Annotated in this window: 12 protein-coding genes; 7 read left to right on the top strand and 5 right to left on the bottom strand. The window is 58.1% G+C overall.

Annotated elements, in window-relative coordinates:
• The first annotated feature begins 46 nt into the window (after positions 1-46).
• The 3 genes from fepD to NR201_RS11420 are packed head-to-tail and all read left to right on the top strand — an operon-like array spanning position 47 to position 2801.
• Positions 47-1036 carry a Fe(3+)-siderophore ABC transporter permease gene (fepD, locus tag NR201_RS11430; protein ID WP_256849793.1) on the top strand — a complete coding sequence of 330 codons (990 nt, stop codon included), beginning with the start codon at positions 47-49 and terminating at the stop codon, positions 1034-1036.
• The gene (gene fepG, locus NR201_RS11425; RefSeq protein ID WP_256849792.1) at positions 1033-2013 is read left to right on the top strand and encodes an iron-enterobactin ABC transporter permease; all 981 of its coding nucleotides are present in this window, start codon (positions 1033-1035) and stop codon (positions 2011-2013) included. Before fepD ends, fepG begins: the two co-directional genes overlap by 4 nt.
• Positions 2010-2801 (top strand): ATP-binding cassette domain-containing protein, encoded by a 792-nt coding sequence (locus tag NR201_RS11420; RefSeq protein WP_256849791.1) that lies wholly within the window; start codon positions 2010-2012, stop codon positions 2799-2801. Before fepG ends, NR201_RS11420 begins: the two co-directional genes overlap by 4 nt.
• Positions 2802-2844: 43 nt before the next feature.
• Here the strand turns inward: NR201_RS11420 and NR201_RS11415 are convergent, their stop codons facing one another.
• From NR201_RS11415 to fes, 3 genes are all read right to left on the bottom strand, one after another.
• Entirely contained in the window at positions 2845-6774 is a 3930-nt protein-coding gene (locus NR201_RS11415; protein WP_256849790.1) for an enterobactin synthase subunit F, read from the bottom strand.
• Positions 6767-6985: an MbtH family protein gene (locus NR201_RS11410; RefSeq protein ID WP_029519500.1), complete on the bottom strand. Its 219-nt coding sequence runs from the start codon at positions 6983-6985 to the stop codon at positions 6767-6769. Before NR201_RS11410 ends, NR201_RS11415 begins: the two co-directional genes overlap by 8 nt.
• A 102-nt stretch (positions 6986-7087) precedes the next feature.
• Positions 7088-8293 (bottom strand): enterochelin esterase, encoded by a 1206-nt coding sequence (fes, locus tag NR201_RS11405; RefSeq protein WP_256849789.1) that lies wholly within the window; start codon positions 8291-8293, stop codon positions 7088-7090.
• A gap of 250 nt (positions 8294-8543) precedes the next feature.
• On the opposite strand from fes, the gene NR201_RS11400 reads away from it, so the two are divergent.
• On the top strand, positions 8544-10811 hold the full coding sequence (locus NR201_RS11400) for a TonB-dependent siderophore receptor (RefSeq protein ID WP_256849788.1): 2268 nt from the start codon (positions 8544-8546) through the stop codon (positions 10809-10811).
• Positions 10812-10874: 63 nt separating this feature from the next.
• Here NR201_RS11400 and dacB read toward each other — a convergent pair whose 3' ends face one another.
• The gene (gene dacB, locus NR201_RS11395) at positions 10875-12308 is read right to left on the bottom strand and encodes a serine-type D-Ala-D-Ala carboxypeptidase (protein ID WP_010251813.1); all 1434 of its coding nucleotides are present in this window, start codon (positions 12306-12308) and stop codon (positions 10875-10877) included.
• Between the two features lie 249 nt (positions 12309-12557).
• Here dacB and greA point away from each other — a divergent pair, with 249 nt between their 5' ends.
• Positions 12558-13034 (top strand): transcription elongation factor GreA, encoded by a 477-nt coding sequence (gene greA, locus NR201_RS11390; RefSeq protein ID WP_010251811.1) that lies wholly within the window; start codon positions 12558-12560, stop codon positions 13032-13034.
• Between the two features lie 106 nt (positions 13035-13140).
• Here greA and yhbY read toward each other — a convergent pair whose 3' ends face one another.
• On the bottom strand, positions 13141-13434 hold the full coding sequence (gene yhbY, locus NR201_RS11385) for a ribosome assembly RNA-binding protein YhbY (RefSeq protein WP_010251809.1): 294 nt from the start codon (positions 13432-13434) through the stop codon (positions 13141-13143).
• Positions 13435-13561: 127 nt separating this feature from the next.
• Here yhbY and rlmE point away from each other — a divergent pair, with 127 nt between their 5' ends.
• Positions 13562-14191, top strand: a complete 630-nt coding sequence (gene rlmE / locus NR201_RS11380) for a 23S rRNA (uridine(2552)-2'-O)-methyltransferase RlmE (protein ID WP_010251807.1) — start codon at positions 13562-13564, stop codon at positions 14189-14191.
• A gap of 113 nt (positions 14192-14304) precedes the next feature.
• Positions 14305-16230 (top strand): ATP-dependent zinc metalloprotease FtsH, encoded by a 1926-nt coding sequence (ftsH, locus tag NR201_RS11375; protein WP_010251805.1) that lies wholly within the window; start codon positions 14305-14307, stop codon positions 16228-16230.
• The last annotated feature ends 23 nt before the right edge of the window (positions 16231-16253 follow it).

The raw sequence follows: 16253 nt of genomic DNA, 5'->3' as shown, positions 1-16253 counted from the left end.
ATGACTCGTGCTGCGATCTCAATGAATCGGTGAAGGTTTAAACGTTATGCGTCAACTTCGTGCAATAGCAGGTTCAGGGATGCTGCTGTTGTTGCTTCTCGCGCTCAGCCTGATGCTGGGTGCCAAATCTATCCCCTTTCATGATGTCACGCAGGCCTTATTCAGCGACTGTAACCGCGTCGATTGTGTCATCGTGCGCGATGCCCGACTGCCGCGCACCCTGGCGGGTCTGCTGGCCGGGATCAGTTTAGGTCTGGCGGGCGCGCTGATGCAGAGCCTGACGCGCAATCCGCTGGCCGATCCCGGCATTCTCGGTATCAACGCCGGTGCAGGCTTTGCGGTAGTGCTGGGCATCGCCCTGTCTGGCGCTGACTCCCCCGCGGACTGGCTTGGCTTTGCCTTTACGGGCGCACTGCTGGCCTCCCTGCTGGTGGCGCTGACCGGTGCGCTGGGCGGTGGCCGCGTTAATCCGGTGCGTCTGACGCTGGCAGGCGTGGCGCTGGGCGCGGTGCTGGAGGGGTTAACCTCTGGTTTATCGCTACTCAATCCTGACATCTACGATCATCTGCGTTTCTGGCACAGTGGCTCGCTGGATATCCGCAATTTTGCCATTCTGCGCACCACCTTTCCGGCGGTAGTCGCCGGTAGCCTGCTGGCGCTGCTGCTGGCGCGTTCGCTCAACAGCCTGAGTATGGGCGGTGATATGGCGACCGCGCTGGGTACCCGGGTGATGCGTACCCAGCTGGTGGGATTACTGGCTATTGCGCTGCTGAGTGGGGCGGCGACAGCCGCTGTCGGCCCCATCGCTTTTGTCGGCTTAATGACGCCACATCTGGCCCGCTGGCTGCTGGGTAACGATCATCGCTGGATGCTGCCCGGAACCCTTCTTATCACCCCCTGTTTGCTGCTGGCCGCCGATATTCTGGGACGGCTGCTGGTACCGGGCGAACTGCGCGTGTCGATTGTCACGGCCATACTGGGCGCGCCGATGCTGGTTGTGCTGGTGCGCCGCAAGTCGGGAAGAGGGCAGCTATGAAACGGGTGATGATTAATGCGCTGATGCTGCTGGTGGCCTGCGGGGTGCTGACCTTTCTGAGCATTACGCGCGGCACCTTACCGATCTCCGCCAGCCAGTTGTGGGCCCTTATCAACGGCGAGGCGGCGCGTAACATACAGCTGATTGTACTGGAGTGGCGACTGCCGCGTGTCATGATGGCGCTGCTGATTGGTGCGGCACTGGGCGTCAGCGGGGCAATTTTTCAGTCGCTGCTGCGCAACCCGCTGGGCAGCCCCGATATTCTGGGTTTCAATACCGGCGCTTACAGCGGCGTGCTGGTGGCACTGGTGCTGTTCCAGCAAAACATGGAGGGCATGACGCTGGCGGCACTGCTTGGCGGACTGCTCACGGCGGGCGTGGTCTGGCTGTTGAGCTGGCGCAACGGCGTGGAGACCTTTCGTCTGATCATTGTGGGCATCAGCGTGCGGGCGCTGCTGATGGCGCTGAACAGCTGGCTGATTATCAGCGCCTCACTGGAGGCGGCACTGAGCGCCGGGCTCTGGAGCGCCGGTTCACTCAACGGCATTACCTGGGCGAAAACGACGCCGGTGATTATCGTGCTGCTGCTGGCGCTGCTGGCGACAAGCATGCTGGCCCGGCGCATGCGTCTGCTGGAGATGGGTGACGACACCGCCTGCGCGCTGGGCGTACCGGTTGAACGCAGCCGCGTTTTGCTGATGCTGACGGGCGTGATCCTCACCGCCGCCTCTACCGCGCTGGTCGGTCCTGTCTCCTTTATTGCGCTGCTGGCACCGCAGATTGCTCGTCGGCTATGTGGCGGTATCAAAGGCGCGCTGCCGCTGGCTGCCTTGTGCGGCGCGCTGCTGTTAACCGCCGCGGATTACGCCGCGCAGCACTTTTTCCTGCCTTATCAGCTGCCGGTTGGCGTCATCACGGTTAGCCTGGGCGGACTCTATCTGATTGCTTTACTGGTACGGGAGGCGCGACGCCAATGACAGTGAAAACACGTTTGCAGGGCGACGCGCTGACGCTGGGGTATGACAAAAAAATCGTGGCGGAGAATCTCACCGTCGCGATCCCCGACGGTGAACTGACCGTTATTATTGGCCCAAATGCCTGTGGAAAGTCGACGCTGCTGCGTACCTTATGCCGCCTGGTCTCGCCCCTGAAAGGCCAGGTGCTGCTGGATGGCAATGCGATTGCTCACTACGCTACCAAAGAGGTGGCGCGTCGGCTGGGGCTGCTACCGCAAAGCTCGAATGCACCAGCGGGCATCAGCGTCAGCGAACTGGTCGCGCGCGGGCGTTATCCGCACCAGTCGCTGTTTGGTCGCTGGCGACAGAAAGATGAGACGGCTGTTCAGCAGGCAATGCAGGCTACCGGCGTGGCAGACTTAGCGCAGCAGCAGGTTGATACGCTCTCTGGCGGCCAGCGGCAGCGGGTGTGGATTGCGATGGTGCTGGCTCAGCAGACGCCACTGTTGCTGCTGGATGAACCGACCACCTGGCTCGACATCGCCCATCAGATTGAGTTGCTGGAATTAATGCAGGATCTCAATCAGCAGCATGGCCGTACGCTGGTGGTGGTGCTGCATGATCTCAATCAGGCGTGCCGCTATGCCAGCCACCTGATTGCGATGCGAGACGGGAAAATCATTGCCGAAGGGAAACCGGCGGAGATCGTCACGCCGGAACTGATAGAAGCGATCTACGGCCTGCGCTGCATCATCATTAACGATCCGGTGGCCGGTACGCCGATGATTGTGCCGCTGGGAAGAGGCTGACCTGCGCTTTCTCCACCCGAAGAAAGCGCAAAGTCAGAACGGTTCAGGGATCCAGCGACGCCAGGCACTGCTGCAGTCGTGGCCCAATCTGTTCGAACATGCGCGGTGAGATGATCTCGACGTGCGCACAGTCCAGCGGCCAGATAGTCAGCTCGCCGACATAGGGCGCCCAGGCGCGGCGCGCATCCTGACCGGGCTGCTGCGTCTGTTCCGCCAGGAACAGGGTTGCGTGTCCGGTGAAGCGGGCACTGCGCGCTGTTGCCAGCAGGCGCACTGAACTGGCGTAGTTGGCTTCAATGGTGGTAAACAGTGCCTCCATTCCTTCACCGGCCTGCTGCCGTTGCGCAGCGATAAACTGCTCGCGCTCACGATTAACTTCTTCCAGCACCGCCGGATCCAGCACGTTTTCACCGCGCCGTTCATCCCAGTTCTGCGTCTCCGGCGGCCAGGTATCCAGCAGTCCGAGGAAGGCAACGGTTTCACCTGCGGCCTCCAGCCGCGCGGCGATACCCTGCGCCAGCGTGCCGCCCAGCGAGTAGCCCAGGAAATAGTAAGGCCCCTGTGGCTGCTGCTGACGCACCGTCGCCAGATGCGCCTCACACACCGCGTCAAGGTGCTGCGCCTGGTTCAGCGGGCTGGTGATGTCGGGTGACTGAATGCCGAGTAGCGACCAGCGTGCATCCAGATAGCGCTGCAACACGCTGAACTGCCAGGCAAAACCGGAGGCGGGATGGAAGCAGAACAGCGTCGGGCCAGTGCTGCGTCGCAAGGGTAATACCGCTTCAAATCCGGCGCGAGCCACATCCGCGGGCTCGCTGCTGAGCAGTGCCGCCAGCTTTTCTACCGTGGATGCCACCATAATCTGGCCCACCGACACAGGCTGATTCAGCGTCCGGCGCAGCTGTGCTGCCAGCCGCATCGCCAGCAGCGAGTGGCCGCCCAGCGAGAAGAAATCATCCTGGGCGCTCACCGGTTCGCACTCCAGCAGCCTGGCAAACGCCTGTGCCAGTGTCGTTTCGAGTCCGGGATGCGGCGCGCGACCAGCCAGCGCTGCCTGCGTTTGCGGCAGCGGCAGCGCTTTGCGATCCAGTTTACCGTTGCTGCTGAGCGGTAACGCCGCCAGCTGAACAATCGCCACCGGCACCATATGCGCCGGTAACTGTGTGGCCAGAGTCTGACGCATTGCGTCGGTATCGATCGGGCCATCAGCCACAACATAGCCGACCAGCTGGCGGGCATCGCCCTGCTGATCGCTGCTGCTCCCCAGCACCACCGCATGTGTGACGGCCTGCTCAATGCCAGGTAGCGCAGCCATGGCGTGGTCGATCTCGTTCAGCTCAATACGCTGTCCGCGAATTTTAAGCTGATCGTCGCTGCGGCCCAGATACTCCACCGCACCATCCGGCAGCCAGCGCGCCACATCACCGGTGCGGTACATCCGGGAGCCGTGTCCCCACGGATCGGCGACAAACCGGCTGGCAGTAAGGTCGGGACGATCAAGATAGCCATGTGCCAGCTGCACGCCGGTCAGATAGAGATCGCCAGCCACGCCCGGTGGCACCGGCTGCAGACGCGCATCCAGAATCCGTAAGCCGGTGTTCCAGACCGGGAAGCCAATCGGCACGCTGGCCCCTTCGACGGCCGCCAGCTCCGGGCCAAAGGCCGGATAGTAGCTGACATCAACCGCCGCTTCGGTCGGGCCATAAAGATTATGCAAGGGCACACGGGTCAGCGCCTGCCACTGGCGCGATAACTCTGCGGGCAGCGCTTCGCCGCTACAGAAAACCCGGCGCAGGGTGGCGCAGCGCGCTATCGCGTCACCTTCCTGCAGCGAGGCAATAAAAGCAGCCAGCATCGACGGAACAAAATGGGTGGTGGTCACGCGGTAGCGGGCAAACAGCTGCTGCAGCGCGTCCGGGTCGCGATGAGCGTCGGGCGGAGCCATCACCAGCTGTGCGCCGACAATGAGCGGCCAGAAGAACTCCCATACCGAAACATCAAAGCTGCTCGGGGTTTTCTGCAACACCACATCATCGCTGCCGAGCGGATAGCGATCCTGCATCCATAACAGACGGTTGACGATCGCCTCATGACTGACCAGCACCCCTTTTGGCCGGCCGGTCGAGCCGGAGGTATAGATGATGTATGCGCCATCCTGTGGACGCGGGGCCTGCATCAGCACGCTATCCACGGGTGTTAACAGCGCGTCGTAAAACAGCGGCGCGACGGGTGAGAGTGCCGCCAGCCGCTCGGCCAGTTCACGACAGGTGATCAGCGTTTTCGGCGCGGCATCTTCCAGCATCATCTGTAACCGATCGTCCGGGTAGCCGGTATCAAGCGGCAGCCAGGTTGCCCCCACGCTGACGATCGCCTGCAGCGCCAGCGATAAAAAGACCGAACGCGGCAGCGCTACGGCGACGATATCACCCGGCGTCACTCCCTGCGCAATCAACTGCTGCCCCAGCGCGGCGACCTGCTGCTGCATCTGTTGATAGTTAAGCTGATGCCCCTCATCTGCCAGTGCCGGAGCGCGCGGCGAACGCTGTGCCTGCCGAAGCAGCAGGCTGCTCAGGGTTTCTGCAGGCAGCATTACGGCAGTCTGGTTGATCGCCGCGAGCTGCTGATGCTCTTCCGGCATCAGCATGTCCAGCTCGCCACAGGCACTGGCTGGCCGGACGGCAAGCTGCTGAAGCAGCAGGCCAAAGCGGCTGGCGTGTTGCTTTAGCGTTGTGTCGTTATAGCGCTGTGCATTAGCCAGTAACTCCAGCGTCAGGTCGCCCTGTTCGCTGAGGTAGATAGCAATCTCCAGATCGCGTACCGGTCCTGACGCCAGCTGATGGGTTACGCCTTTGATGCCAGCGAAATCGAGCTGGTAATCAAACATCTTCAGGTTGATTACCGGCCCATAGAGCGGATCGCTGTCGCCGGAGCGACCCAGATCGCGCTGCACCTGTTCAGCGTCGTAGCGCTGATGGCGACGCATTTTTTTGACTTCGCCCGCCAGGCGCCCGGCCAGTGCCGTCAGCGGCTGTGCCGGATCGTAATGCACCGCCATTGGCAGCACGTTAATCACCGGACCGGTGGCGCAGAGCGCGGCCGAGCCGATGCGGCGCATAAAGATGAAACCGGCGGCGAACGCATGCTGACCGGTGAGGCGCGCCAGCCATAACGCCACCAGCGCAAAGGCGGTATCCGCAGCACTGAGGTTGTGCTGCCCGGTGTGCGTCAGCAAAGCCTGAAAAGTGTCGCGATCCACGGCAAACGTGTGGCGCAGCAGGTCGGTACTGGCGCTCTGACCGGCCAGCGGCAGAGCGGACAACGAGGCGGGCGCAGGTAGCTGCGCGCCTTTCTCCAGCCAGTACTGGCGATCGCGCTGCCAGCCCGAAGATTGCTGATAGCGCTGATATTCATCAACGACGTCGCTGAACGGCACAAACGGGCTTGGCTCCGGCGTGTCGCCGCGCTGCCAGGCGCTGTAAAGATTGGCGATACGGCGGGTCAGGGCGGTGAAACTAAAACCATCGACCACCAGATGATGGTATCGCTGATACCAGTACCAGTGATCCTCATCCAGCCGAAGCAGGCTGTGATGGTAGAGCGGCGCGCCGCTCAGCACCCGCAGATCGCCGGTCATATCCTGCTGCATCAGCGCACGTGCTTCGGCCTCCGGATCGGCGGCATCGCGCAGATCGATCACCTCAGGCTCGCGGAAAGCCTGGGGTTCAGGCCACTGTAGCGGTTCACCCTCCTGCTCGCCAAAGGCCATATTCAGTGTGTCCGCTTCCTGCATGCCAGCAATTATGGCCCGTGACAGCAACGCGCTGTTCAGCGCACCGCGCAGTTCGACAAAATGCGCCACGGCGTAAGCATTGGAATAGGGCGATAGCTGGTCAGCGATCCAGATTCCGGGCTGAGCGGCCACCAGCGGCAGCGTTTTTTGTTCTGTCTGCGGGTTGAGGGTGATCTCAGACATTTTCGCCTCTGTCCTGCGTCATAACCGGACGGATATCGTGCCAGTTTTCATTCAGCCAGCTCAGACAGTCAGCCTGTGGCCCGGGGCCAAACACCGGCTGCCATCCTGCCGGAACCGCACAAAAGGCGGGCCATAAACTGTACTGCTGCTGATCGTTCTTCAGCACCTGACAATCCTGTTGCGGATCGTCGAAAGGGTTAAGTTGTTGCATGTCGGTCTCCTGTCCGCAGTCACCGGGCGCGCTAACGCCGCTGTCCTGCATATCCAATATCTTTCAGTGGCGCGCAGAAGGCGGAATATAAGCGGGTTAGGGCTATTGCCACATGGCTTTAAGGCCTGCCAGCAGTCCGCCGCGCCAGCACAGCGCATCGTGACCGCCTTCGACCGGGTGATAGCTGACCTGATGTCCGGCAGCGGTCAGATCGTGCTGAAACTGCTGGTTTGCTGCCAGAATCAACCGTTCGCGTCGTCCCGCTTCCAGGTAGAAGCGGCGAGGGGGGGCCTGCAGTAAGCCCTGTTGTAACTGCTGTGGCAGCCAGCCATTGGGATCGCCGCGCGCGGGCCACCAGAACGACCCGGAGAGGCTGATCGCCCCAGCAAAGGTTTCCGGCCAGGTCAGGGTGGCGTAAGCGGCAGAAAGGCCGCCAAAACTCTGTCCCGCTACCAGCGTGCTGTCGGCACGAAACGGCGCCCAGCGCTGAACCTGCGGCAACAGCTCGTGCTGAATCGCCAGCCAGAAGTCAGGGTTACAGGTCAGCTCACGTGTGCGGTGTTCGCGGTCGATGATGTCGATCATGACATAGACCGCAGGGGGCAGTTCGCCTGCCTCTGTCAGTTGCTGAAGCGGGCCGGCAACCGGCATGTTCTGTGCCCAGAACTGACCATCCAGCAGCAGCACCAGCGGACGATCGCCTGCACTGGCGTCTCCGGTAACAGAGATCCAGATCTGACGCTGGTTTCCCAGCCGTTCGCTGCGCCACAAATAGTGTTGCAGCGAAATATCGGCGGCACGGCCCTCATCAACCGCACGCCACACCTGCTGATCCGGCGCGTGTGGCAGGTGCAGTGGCGAGACCCTCATTCCGCGTCCACCCGCCCAGCTTCGCAGAGGATTCAGCGGATCGCTTTGCGCCTGCGGGAATTTCTGACTCCACCACTGGCGCACTGCCTGCATATCGGCCTGCCCGGTAAAAGTCTCTTCCTGACTATCAGGAATCAGGCAGTAACTGCCGCGCCAGTCAGCGGGCAGGGCGGTCTGCCACCACCAGACATCGGTATCGGGAACAGGCGTTAATGAGGAGGGGACCGCTGAATGATGATGATCGGTTACGCCGGTAATATTGATCCAGACGCGCCGGGTATCGGAGTGCTGCGTGTCACCCTGGGGATCGCGCCAGAAAAAGGTGACCTGACAGGTTCCCTTTTCGCCAGCTTCAACCAGAGGAATGCCCCGTTGCTGCTGCTGTTGCCACCAGCGTTCACTGCCGGTTTCTTCATTTAACCACGTCATACGCGCCATCTTTCGATCACCCTTGATTAGGGTCATGCATGTTATGAATAATAGTATTGATAATTATTTGCATTTGCAATAGGGTGTTTCCGCCCGACAGGGAGCGCGCGCATCCTCTCTGCCGCACCGGCTTTCAGACTGATGCAAAGCAGTTCTGACGCTGGCCCGGCGACAAGGGGAAAACGTTGCAGGCAAGGTTATTACTTTTTTACCGGCACGCCGGCAGTGGCATCCTCGCCGGCACTCCAGGAACAGAAAAATGAAAAAGTTATCCCGGCTTTCGTTAGCCATTATGATTGAACTGGGTTTCACCGCCTCTCTCATTTCTGCCGGTGCCGTGGCTGCTGAAGCCACCCGCGAACCGGCTATCGACAGCAGCACCTCCGATACCCTCCACGACGACACCATGATGGTGACCGCCGCCGAGCAGACGTTGCAGGCACCTGGCGTGTCGACCATCACCGCCGACGAAATTAAAAAACATCCACCCGCACGCGATGTCGCCGAAATTATTCGCACCATGCCTGGCGTCAATCTGACCGGTAACTCCACCAGCGGCCAGCGCGGAAACAATCGCCAGATCGATATCCGCGGCATGGGGCCGGAAAATACCCTGATTCTGATCGATGGATTGCCGGTGACCAGCCGCAACGCGGTTCGGCTTGGCTGGCGTGGCGAGCGTGATACGCGCGGCGACACTAACTGGGTGCCGCCAGAGATCATTGATCGCATTGAGGTAATCCGCGGTCCGGCAGCGGCCCGTTACGGTAACGGTGCAGCGGGCGGCGTAGTGAACATCATCACCAAAAAAGAGATGGATAATCAGTGGCACGGCTCATGGAGCGCCTATTACAACGTGCCGGAACACAAGGAGGAGGGCGCGACCCGTCGCACCAACTTCAGCCTTGAAGGGCCGCTGGGCGATGATGTCAGTTTCCGGCTCTATGGCGGTCTGGCAAAAACGCAGGCTGATGCTTACGACATTAATGAAGGGCACGCCGCAGACCGCACCGGCAGTTACGCCGGATCGTACCCGGCGGGCCGGGAAGGCTCGATCAACAAAGATATTCATGGCCTGCTGCGCTGGGCATTTGCGCCGATGCAGACGCTGGAAGTGGGGGCCGGTTACAGTCGTCAGGGCAACCTCTATGCCGGGGACACGCAGAACACCAACACCAACGCCCTGGTGAAAAGCAAATATGGTGACGAGACCAACCGGCTCTATCGGCAGAACTTTTCTGTTAAGTGGACCGGTGCCTGGGATAATGGCATCAGCACCAATACCTACGCGCAATATGAGAACACCCGCAACGCGCGTCTGAATGAGGGGCTGGCGGGCGGCACCGAAGGCATCTTCGCCAACAGCAACTTCAATACCATCCAGCTGGATGATGTGTTGTTGCACAGTGAGATCAGCGTGCCGTTTGAATGGCTGGTGAACCAGACCGCGACTTTCGGGACGGAATGGAATCAGCAGCGGATGAAGGATCCTTCATCGACGACTCAGGCCGCCAGCTACGGGTCGATTCCCGGTATCGCTACGACCGGCCGCACACCCTATTCGGAGGCGGAGATCTTCTCGCTGTTTGCCGAAGACAATATTGAGCTGACCGACAGCACCATGCTGACGCCGGGCCTGCGCTTCGATCACCATTCGATTGTGGGCGATAACTGGAGCCCGTCGCTCAACCTGTCACAGGGATTAGGCGATGAGTTCACCCTGAAAATGGGCATTGCGCGCGCCTATAAAGCCCCGAGCCTCTATCAGACCAACCCGAACTATCTGCTCTACAGCAATGGTCAGGGCTGCGCCGCCAGTGCCGGTGCCTGTTATCTGATGGGTAATGACGATCTGAAAGCGGAAAACAGCATCAATAAAGAGATTGGGGTTGAATGGAAGCGCGATGGCTACCAGGCGGGCCTGACCTGGTTCCGCAACGACTACCGTAACAAGATCGAGGCTGGCACGGCGCCAACCGGCACCGCATCTAACGGCAAAACCGACATCTACAAATGGGAAAATGTGCCCAAAGCAGTCGTCGAGGGGCTGGAAGGCACGCTCAATGTCCCGTTCTCTGACAGCGTGACGTGGAACAATAACTTCACTTACATGCTGCAGAGTAAGAATAAAGAGACCGGCGATCGTCTGTCGATTATTCCGGAATATACGCTCAATTCGACGCTGAGCTGGCAGGCGATGCAGGACCTCTCCCTGCAAACGACCCTGACCTGGTACGGTAAACAGGTACCGAAGAAATATGACTATAAAGGTAACGCCGTTACCGGTAGCGCCACCGATCAGGTGAGCCCCTATTCGGTTGTGGGCATGAGCGGCACCTATGACGTTAATAAATATGCCAGCGTCACCGTGGGTATCGACAACCTGTTCGACAAGCGCCATTTCCGTCAGGGCAACGCGCAGACCACCGGCAATGCCACCACCGGAGCGTGGCTCTATGGCGCAGGGGCCAATACCTTTAACGAGTCGGGCCGCACCTGGTATATGAGCGTGAATACCCGCTTCTGATGGACGGGCAATAAAAAGCGCAGCGGTTGATCTGACCGCTGCGCTTTTTTTATGACTGAATAATCAGTTGTTCTGATTGATATCGCGGTAGAGACGGCTCTCAAATCGCACCAGCGGAATACGGCGGGTACGCTGATCTTCCGGCGGGACCGCATAACCGGAAAGGAACTGAACGAATGCCACCCGCGCACCACTGGAGGTGGTGATAAAGCCCGCCAGGTTATAGACGCCCTGCAGTGAACCGGTTTTCGCCGAGACTTTGCCATCCAGCCCCGCCTCATGCAGCCCGCCGCGATACTGCAGCGTGCCGTCGTAACCTGCCAGCGGCAGCATCGAAATATAATCCAGCGTGTTGTCATTCTTCGCAATGAACTGCAATACCTGCATCATGGTTTGCGGCGAAATCAGGTCATGGCGGGAGAGACCTGAACCATCCACCTGAATGCTATTACCCATGTCGACATTGGCTTTGGCTTTCAGGATGCGGCGAACGGCATCCTGTCCGGCGCGGAACGTGCCGGGCACATTGAAGTAGTGATGACCAATGGTGCGAAACACCGTGTCGGCAATCATGTTGTCTGACTTCTTCAGCATGGTGTGCAGCAGCGTATGCAGCGGCGCGGACTGGGTCGATGCCAGCACGGTACCCGGTTCGGTGACCTGCGTCTGTCGCACCAGATGCCCGCTGTAATCAATCTCAGACGACCGCAGTTCCGCCTTGAGGATTTCGCCAGCCCAGGCCGCGCCATCCTGCACCGCAAATGCCAGCGGCAGCGGTTCCGCGCGCTGGCGCATACAGCCCGTGAGGGTGTAGCGGTTCAGCTCGCCCGGCACCACATCCAGCTCGCAATATTGCCCTTCTCCGCTGTTGCGGCCAATGGTGCGCACCTGGCTGTACATATGCGCCGGATAATAGGAGGCGATACGTACAAAGGCATTCTCACCCGGCGTATTAGCACTGTAGAGCGACACCGAGAAGCAGTTTTTATCAACGATTGCCGCACCCGGCGGAGCACTGAAGCACTGGGTCATATCGTTCCACGGCCAGCCCGGCGCCATATCGTGACTGGCAAAAACGGAGGTGTCGATAACCAGATTGCCTTTGATATGGTTAATGCCCTGCTTCTTTATCGCCGCCACCATGTTGCGCAGATCCTGACGGCTTAAGGTGGGATCACCGCCGAAACGTGCGACTAAATCGCCGTTCAGGGTGCCATCGATAATGGCGCCGCGAGTCTCAAAAGTGGTCTGAAAACGGAAGTCGCCACCCAGCTCCAGCAATGCTGCCAGCGCCGTCACCACTTTCATGGTACTGGCGGGCAGGGCCATCTGTTTTCCGTGATAATCAATAATCGGTGTTGATGCGCCTACTTTTTGTACCATCAGCGCCAGATTGGCGCCGTCTGGCAGGTACTGCATGTATTCATCAACTGGCGCTGCGTGTGCCTGCAGCATAAATGCGCAGCTTAATCCGGTAACAAGTCGTGAAAATCGCATAATCTCGCGGTAACTGGCAGGTGAGGGCGTCAATACTACGTCGCTGGACGGTGCAAAGTAAACGATGACCCGCAGGGAACTCTGGGGTAAAATACGTATCAAATTGCAAAACTCTTTTCTGGCCTGGAAGCATCTCCGGGTCAGGATTCTTTTATTTGCAAAAACGGGCTAATGCGCCGCAGAACGCTTTTTTCTGCAGTCACCGGTCAGGATGACATCGTTAAACAGGAAAGATGGCGAGGAGCTTAAATGAATCAGATTCCGATGACGTTAAGAGGCGCTGAAAGATTGCGCGAAGAGCTGAACGAGCTGAAAACCGTGAAGCGCCCGCGCATTATCGCCTCTATCGCTGACGCACGCGAACATGGCGATTTAAAAGAGAACGCGGAATATCACGCTGCGCGTGAAGAGCAGGGTTTTTGCGAAGGCCGTATTCAGGAGATTGAAGCCAAACTCTCCAATGCGCAGGTTATCGACGTCACTCAGATGCCGAAAACCGGACGCGTGATTTTCGGTGCAACCGTTACCGTGCTGAACGTCGAAACCGACGAAGAAGCCACGTATCGCATTGTGGGCGATGACGAAGCGGACTTTAAGCAAAATCTGATTTCGGTCAATTCGCCGATGGCGCGTGGCCTGGTGGGTAAAGAGGCCGATGACGTGGCTATCGTGAAAACCCCGGGCGGCGACGTTGAGTATGAAATCCTGAAGGTGGAATACCTTTAAGATGTTGCTACGCTTTGAAAAGCGTTAAAGCACAATGTAAAGAAAGGAAAAAGGCCGCATTGCGGCCTTTTATCTGAGGTAAGAGCATGTCACTTTCTTTGCCCACTTAGCGTGGCAGAGAAATTTTGCTCTCTTTAGAGGGGCGATACAGCACCAGCGTTTTGCCGATCACCTGTACGTTGCTGGCACCGGTCTCACGCACGATAGCCTCAACGATCAGCTGTTTCGTTTCACGATCTTCCGAGGCGATTTTTACCTTGATCAGTTCGTGATGCGACAGAGCCTGCTCGATTTCGGCCAGCACGCCTTCAGTCAGGCCATTGCCACCCAGCATAACCACTGGCTTGAGCGGATGGGCGAGGCCCTTGAGGTGCTGTTTTTGTTTGGTACTTAGATTCATCGTAGTTTTTTACTTACTCAGGGATTGAAAACGGTTCATTCTACCGCCATCTCGGGTATATCACCAAATCGACGCAACCCATTGCGTGCAGGTTTATCGCTACGATGACGATTTAGTTGGAAATATTATGACGGGTAAAAAGCGTTCGGCCAGCTCCGGCCGCTGGCTTCAGGAACACTTTAGCGATAAATATGTGCTCCAGGCGCATAAAAAAGGGTTGCGTTCGCGCGCCTGGTTTAAACTTGATGAAATACAACAGGGTGACAAGCTTTTCAAACCCGGCATGACCGTGGTAGATCTGGGTGCTGCACCCGGTGGCTGGTCGCAATATGTGGTACAGCAAATTGGGAACAAAGGGCGAGTCATTGCCTGTGATATCCTGCCAATGGATCCGATAGTCGGTGTCGATTTCCTTCAGGGCGATTTTCGTGAAGAATCGGTGGTCAATGCGCTGCTTGAACGCGTTGGCGATCAAAAAGTTCAGGTTGTCATGTCCGATATGGCGCCGAATATGAGTGGTACACCTGCCGTAGATATTCCCCGGTCGATGTATTTAGTCGAGCTGGCGCTGGAGATGTGTCGGGATATCCTGGCACCTGGCGGCAGTTTTGTAGTGAAAGTGTTTCAGGGAGATGGCTTCGATGAATACCTGCGGGAAATTCGCTCCCTGTTTACGAAAGTGAAAATTCGTAAGCCGGACGCTTCACGTTCACGTTCACGTGAAGTGTATATTGTGGCGACTGGGCGCAAACTATAACCAAATTGCTGGAGAAGTCCGCAGTTTTGCTGCGATTCCATGTATGCGGGATCTATAGTACCCTACGCTATCTGTTAACACCGTTGTAATATGAGGTTAATCCCTTGAGTGACATGGCGAAAAACCTGATTCTCTGGTTAGTCATCGCGGTCGTGCTGATGTCAGTATTCCAGAGCTTTGGGCCCAGCGAGTCGAATGGCCGTCGGGTTGATTATTCAACCTTCCTGTCGGAAGTGAACCAGGATCAGGTCCGCGAGGCACGTATTAACGGGCGTGAAATTAACGTCGTTAAAAAAGACAGCAATAAATACACGACCTACATTCCTGTCAACGATCCCAAGTTGCTCGATAACCTCTTGACCAAAAACGTCAAAGTGGTTGGCGAACCGCCGGAAGAACCAAGCCTGCTGGCTTCAATCTTCATTTCGTGGTTCCCGATGTTGCTGCTGATCGGTGTGTGGATCTTCTTTATGCGTCAGATGCAGGGCGGCGGCGGTAAGGGCGCGATGTCCTTCGGCAAGAGCAAAGCCCGCATGTTGACGGAAGACCAGATTAAAACCACTTTCGCCGACGTAGCAGGTTGTGACGAAGCGAAAGATGAAGTTGCTGAGCTGGTGGAATATCTGCGTGAGCCGAGCCGTTTCCAGAAGCTGGGCGGTAAGATTCCAAAAGGCGTTCTGATGGTGGGGCCACCGGGTACCGGTAAAACCTTGCTGGCAAAAGCGATTGCCGGTGAAGCGAAGGTGCCTTTCTTTACCATCTCCGGTTCTGACTTTGTGGAAATGTTTGTCGGTGTCGGTGCATCCCGTGTGCGTGACATGTTCGAACAGGCCAAAAAAGCGGCTCCGTGCATCATCTTTATCGATGAGATCGACGCAGTCGGTCGTCAGCGTGGCGCCGGTTTAGGCGGTGGACATGACGAACGTGAGCAGACGCTGAACCAGATGCTGGTTGAGATGGATGGTTTCGAAGGTAACGAAGGTATTATCGTTATCGCCGCAACTAACCGTCCTGACGTACTGGACCCTGCGCTGCTGCGTCCAGGACGCTTTGACCGTCAGGTTGTTGTTGGCCTGCCAGATGTTCGCGGTCGTGAGCAGATCCTTAAAGTGCATATGCGTCGTGTGCCGCTGGCAACTGATGTTGATGCAGCGATCATTGCACGTGGTACGCCAGGCTTCTCGGGTGCCGATCTGGCCAACCTTGTTAACGAAGCAGCGCTGTTCGCGGCCCGTTCAAACAAGCGTGTGGTTTCGATGGTAGAGTTCGAGAAAGCGAAAGACAAAATCATGATGGGTGCGGAACGTCGCTCCATGGTGATGACGGAATCGCAGAAAGAGTCAACTGCCTACCACGAAGCAGGCCACGCCATTATTGGTCGCCTGGTGCCAGAGCATGACCCGGTTCATAAAGTAACGATTATCCCGCGCGGTCGCGCACTGGGTGTGACCTTCTTCCTGCCTGAAGGCGACGCGATCAGCGCCAGCCGTCAGAAACTGGAAAGCCAGATCTCAACGCTTTACGGCGGTCGTCTGGCAGAAGAGATCATCTATGGTGCAGAACGTGTTTCTACCGGTGCGTCCAACGATATTAAAGTTGCGACCAATCTGGCACGTAACATGGTGACGCAGTGGGGCTTCTCTGAAAAACTGGGCCCGTTGCTCTATGCAGAAGAAGAGGGTGAAGTGTTCCTTGGACGTTCTGTCGCGAAAGCGAAACATATGTCTGATGAAACGGCCCGCATCATCGACCAGGAAGTTAAGCACCTGATCGACAGCAACTACCAGCGTGCTCGTCAGATTCTGGGTGAGAACATGGACATCCTTCACGCGATGAAAGACGCGCTCATGAAGTATGAAACCATTGATGCACCGCAGATCGACGACCTGATGGCACGCCGCGAAGTGCGTCCGCCAGCGGGCTGGGAAGATCCAGGCAGCAACTCAGACAGCAACGGTACGCCAAAGGCGCCACGTCCGGTTGATGAACCGCGTACGCCAAACCCAGGCAATACCATGTCAGAGCAGTACAACAAATAAGACGCAACATCGTCAGACAAAAC

Source organism: Pantoea sp. Fr-CA_6, assembly GCF_024520895.1.
GTDB lineage: Bacteria > Pseudomonadota > Gammaproteobacteria > Enterobacterales > Enterobacteriaceae > Pantoea > Pantoea agglomerans.
Note: the sequence above shows the minus strand (reverse complement) of the source record. Positions and strands in the feature narration are given on the sequence as shown.

Bases quoted from the DNA above. Each gene is read 5' to 3' on its own strand.
- fepD (WP_256849793.1), top strand. From the start codon at position 47: ATGCGTCAACTTCGTGCAATAGCAGGTTCAGGGATGCTGCTGTTGTTG.
- fepG (WP_256849792.1), top strand. From the start codon at position 1,033: ATGAAACGGGTGATGATTAATGCGCTGATGCTGCTGGTGGCCTGCGGG.
- NR201_RS11420 (WP_256849791.1), top strand. From the start codon at position 2,010: ATGACAGTGAAAACACGTTTGCAGGGCGACGCGCTGACGCTGGGGTAT.
- NR201_RS11415 (WP_256849790.1), bottom strand. From the start codon at position 6,774: ATGTCTGAGATCACCCTCAACCCGCAGACAGAACAAAAAACGCTGCCG.
- NR201_RS11410 (WP_029519500.1), bottom strand. From the start codon at position 6,985: ATGCAACAACTTAACCCTTTCGACGATCCGCAACAGGATTGTCAGGTG.
- fes (WP_256849789.1), bottom strand. From the start codon at position 8,293: ATGGCGCGTATGACGTGGTTAAATGAAGAAACCGGCAGTGAACGCTGG.
- NR201_RS11400 (WP_256849788.1), top strand. From the start codon at position 8,544: ATGAAAAAGTTATCCCGGCTTTCGTTAGCCATTATGATTGAACTGGGT.
- dacB (WP_010251813.1), bottom strand. From the start codon at position 12,308: ATGCGATTTTCACGACTTGTTACCGGATTAAGCTGCGCATTTATGCTG.
- greA (WP_010251811.1), top strand. From the start codon at position 12,558: ATGAATCAGATTCCGATGACGTTAAGAGGCGCTGAAAGATTGCGCGAA.
- yhbY (WP_010251809.1), bottom strand. From the start codon at position 13,434: ATGAATCTAAGTACCAAACAAAAACAGCACCTCAAGGGCCTCGCCCAT.
- rlmE (WP_010251807.1), top strand. From the start codon at position 13,562: ATGACGGGTAAAAAGCGTTCGGCCAGCTCCGGCCGCTGGCTTCAGGAA.
- ftsH (WP_010251805.1), top strand. From the start codon at position 14,305: ATGGCGAAAAACCTGATTCTCTGGTTAGTCATCGCGGTCGTGCTGATG.